The organism is Hyphomicrobium sp. (genome assembly GCF_020852195.1).
In the GTDB taxonomy this organism is placed as follows: domain Bacteria; phylum Pseudomonadota; class Alphaproteobacteria; order Rhizobiales; family Hyphomicrobiaceae; genus Hyphomicrobium_C.
In genome coordinates this window covers 1-2,880 of sequence record NZ_JADZBI010000036.1, presented here as the reverse complement: position 1 = coordinate 2,880, position 2,880 = coordinate 1, and the positions used below count along the sequence as shown (strand labels likewise).

2 protein-coding genes and 1 pseudogene are annotated in these 2,880 nt (G+C 60.8%); all 3 read left to right on the top strand.

Translation table 11 applies throughout. The features are described 5' to 3' along the window. Nucleotides 1-251: pseudogene (locus tag IT540_RS03140) on the top strand (hypothetical protein); the annotation flags it as partial. Between the two features lie 125 nt (nucleotides 252-376). Beyond that, the gene (locus IT540_RS03135) at nucleotides 377-2,110 is read left to right on the top strand and encodes an IS1634 family transposase (RefSeq protein ID WP_291173154.1); all 1,734 of its coding nucleotides are present in this window, start codon (nucleotides 377-379) and stop codon (nucleotides 2,108-2,110) included. Nucleotides 2,111-2,522: 412 nt separating this feature from the next. Next, nucleotides 2,523-2,880 (top strand): hypothetical protein (locus IT540_RS03130; RefSeq protein WP_291173151.1); only part of this gene is annotated, 358 nt, incomplete at its 3' end.

Genomic DNA, 2,880 nt, shown 5'->3' with positions numbered 1-2,880 from the left:
GGATCGACCTGGCGATTGACGCACTTCAGCGGGCGCAGGAAACCGAACCCGACTCCTCGACCGCGGCGCTGTTGGACTACAACCTGGCTTGTTATTGGAGTCTTGCCGGTCAGAAAGACCTCGCGCTCGGTTCGCTGGCACGCGCCTTGGCAATCGACGCGCACTACCGTGAACTGGTCGGCAGCGAGCCCGATTTCGATTCCTTGCGCTCGGATCCGGACTTCCGCGAACTGGTGTCGATCATCGTCTAGTGCTCTGTCACAGCTTGAATTTGGAGTTGAAGCCAGTTGGCAGAGCACTAGGCCTATTTTCCGCTACTCGTTGATTTTGCAAAACTGGTATTGCGCCATCGCCGCAATTTGCGCATTTTATGCGCATGGCGTTTACTTGGTACGGAGATCAATCGGCGACGGAGTCGTGCAACTTCGGCGCGCTGGCCGTGATCTGGCCGCTGCTGGAGCGGATGGGCGTGTCGGAGATCATCGATCAACATCTGCCGGCGGATCCACAAGCCGAGTTCAACCACGGCACCGTGTTGAGCCTGTTGGTGGCAGCGCGTTTGTATAGCCCGGTGGCCTTGGTCAACGTGCCGCGTTGGGCCGAGGCAAGCGGGGCGGACATTCTGTGGAACATTCCTGTCGAGAAGATCACCGACGATCGTTTGGGCAAGTCGTTGGATGCTTTCTTCACTCAGCGGCATTCGATTCTGGCATCGCTGGCGCTGCGTATCTCGCGGGAGTTTGGCGTGCCGCTGTCGGAGTTGCATTATGACCCAACGCACATCCTGTTGCACGGTGCCTACGAGGATTCCGAGCCGCGCGGAGAGATTCAGGAAGGAGACACCGTTCGCAGTGACGATCGATTGCCACCGGCTTACATCACGACGGGTCGTCCGATGAGCGCCGCTCCCAAGGACGTGCAGATGATTCATGCGGGGTTGTGCACGGTCGTGGACCAGTGGGGAGCGCTGCCGATCTTTGGCCACACCGTGGATGGAAACCGCAACGGGCACACGGCCGCTGTCGAGCAACTGGCCTTGTTGAAGAAACATCTGAAGCTCGCCGAGTTGACCTTCATCTCGGACCGAGGCACGTTCTCCGCCGGCCACCTGCTGCGGCTCTCCCAGGCGGGCTTCGCCGCGATTGCCGCCGCTCCCTGGGACGACGTTCGCTCCCTGTTCGATGAACAGCAAAAACACCTGAAATGGAAGCGGGCCAGCTATCTGTCGATCGAGCAGCAAAGGCGGCGAACGCAAGGCAACCTGCCGCAGGAGCATTACGATCTGGCCGTGACGCGCCACACGTTGGTCGAGCGGGAGTCGGGAAAAAAGATTCCTTGCCGGGTGATCTTCGTGTTCAGCACGGCCGATCAAAAGGTGGCTCAAAAGAACCGCCAGAAATCGGTGGCCAAGATCCGCGAGGGCTTGGAACAGATTCAGCGGAGCGTCGCGCAAGGGCGGCGGCACACCGATCCGACTTCGATCGCCCGCCGCGTGGCCAAGCTGCTGGGACAACGCCAGGCGGCGGCCTACTTCCAATACCAGATGATCTTGCTGACCAGGCACGAAAGGGAGCGACTGCCGTCTCCTGGCCGCGGCTGCAAGCGCCCCGAGCATCGCTTCGAGTTCCGCCAGGACCCGAAAGCTGCCGAGAGAGACGCGGAATACGATGGCTATTCGGCACTGATCACCACGGCGCCGCAGACGCTCAGCGCCGACCAGGCCTTCACCAAGTACAAGCAGCAGAGCTATTCCGAACTGGCCAATCATGAGTTCAAAACGCCCTTGGCCGTGCATCCCGTCTTTCTGAAGACGCCACGCCGCGTGGAAGCGCTGGTGTTTCTGATGACAATCACCTTGACGCTCTACTTTCTGCTGCAGCGGCTGTATCGCCAGAGCGTTCCGGCGAAGGCCCCCCTCAAGGAGCAACGCACTACCACCCAGACCATCTTGCGTGCCTTCTCCCGCTACGCCTTGCTGATCCACAAGACCCGCTTGGGACGAGAAGTCCAGCCCACCCGCCTGACGACTCGACAGCGTGAAATCCTGAATCAACTCGGCTTCGATACCCCCGCGCAAATCCTCAGTCGCCGCTTACCTCGCGCCCCGTAGTCACGCTCCCGCGCGTTGCCCGTCTTGCAGCGCCGGGTGGGTAGCGGAAAATAGGACTAGGTATTTGCTTTCCGCCGAACCACTTGCGTGTTCGGCGGTCGTGCTGCGTCAACCCGAATTTTCGGGTGTGACACAGCACTAGTCGCTCGACAACCGATTGGTCGTCGAAGCTAGCACTCGGCGCGAATCACCCTCGACGCGCAACGCCTGAGCGCGGTAATCTTCGCCCCCCTGGCAGATCGGGGAAGATTCGACCATGCAGCCCGGCGCCGCCGTCGGCGGCCCTGCTCCTCTCGTCATTGGGCTAGCAGCAATGCCTGGACTCCAACCGATACTAGTGGGCCCTGAGCAATTTCAGTGGCAACGGCCTCCCGTTTGGCTGTGGAGTTGGGCAACGATCTTGTGTGCCGGGGTGACACTGCTGTCATCGCCTGGCGCGCTGGCAGAGTTACCGGAGTCGGCCGCCGTTACCCCCACGTCTGGCACGGGGGTTGCTGAGATCCAGCAGCGGCTGGAGGATGTTCAGGGCGCTGCGGATCTGGATGAGGAAGTCCGCAAGTCTCTGACCGAAACGTATAAGGGCGCCTTGCTCCATCTGGAGCAGGCTGCCAAAGAAAAGGCCAAGGCAGATGAGTACTCTCGCAGACGCCAAGAGGCTCCGGCCGCGACCGAAGCAGTTCGCGAAAAGATTGCCAATCCGCCCAGTGATCCGGTCGTGGGTGGAGAGATTCCGCTGGCAAAGCTGGAACAGATGATCCTCGAACAGCGCG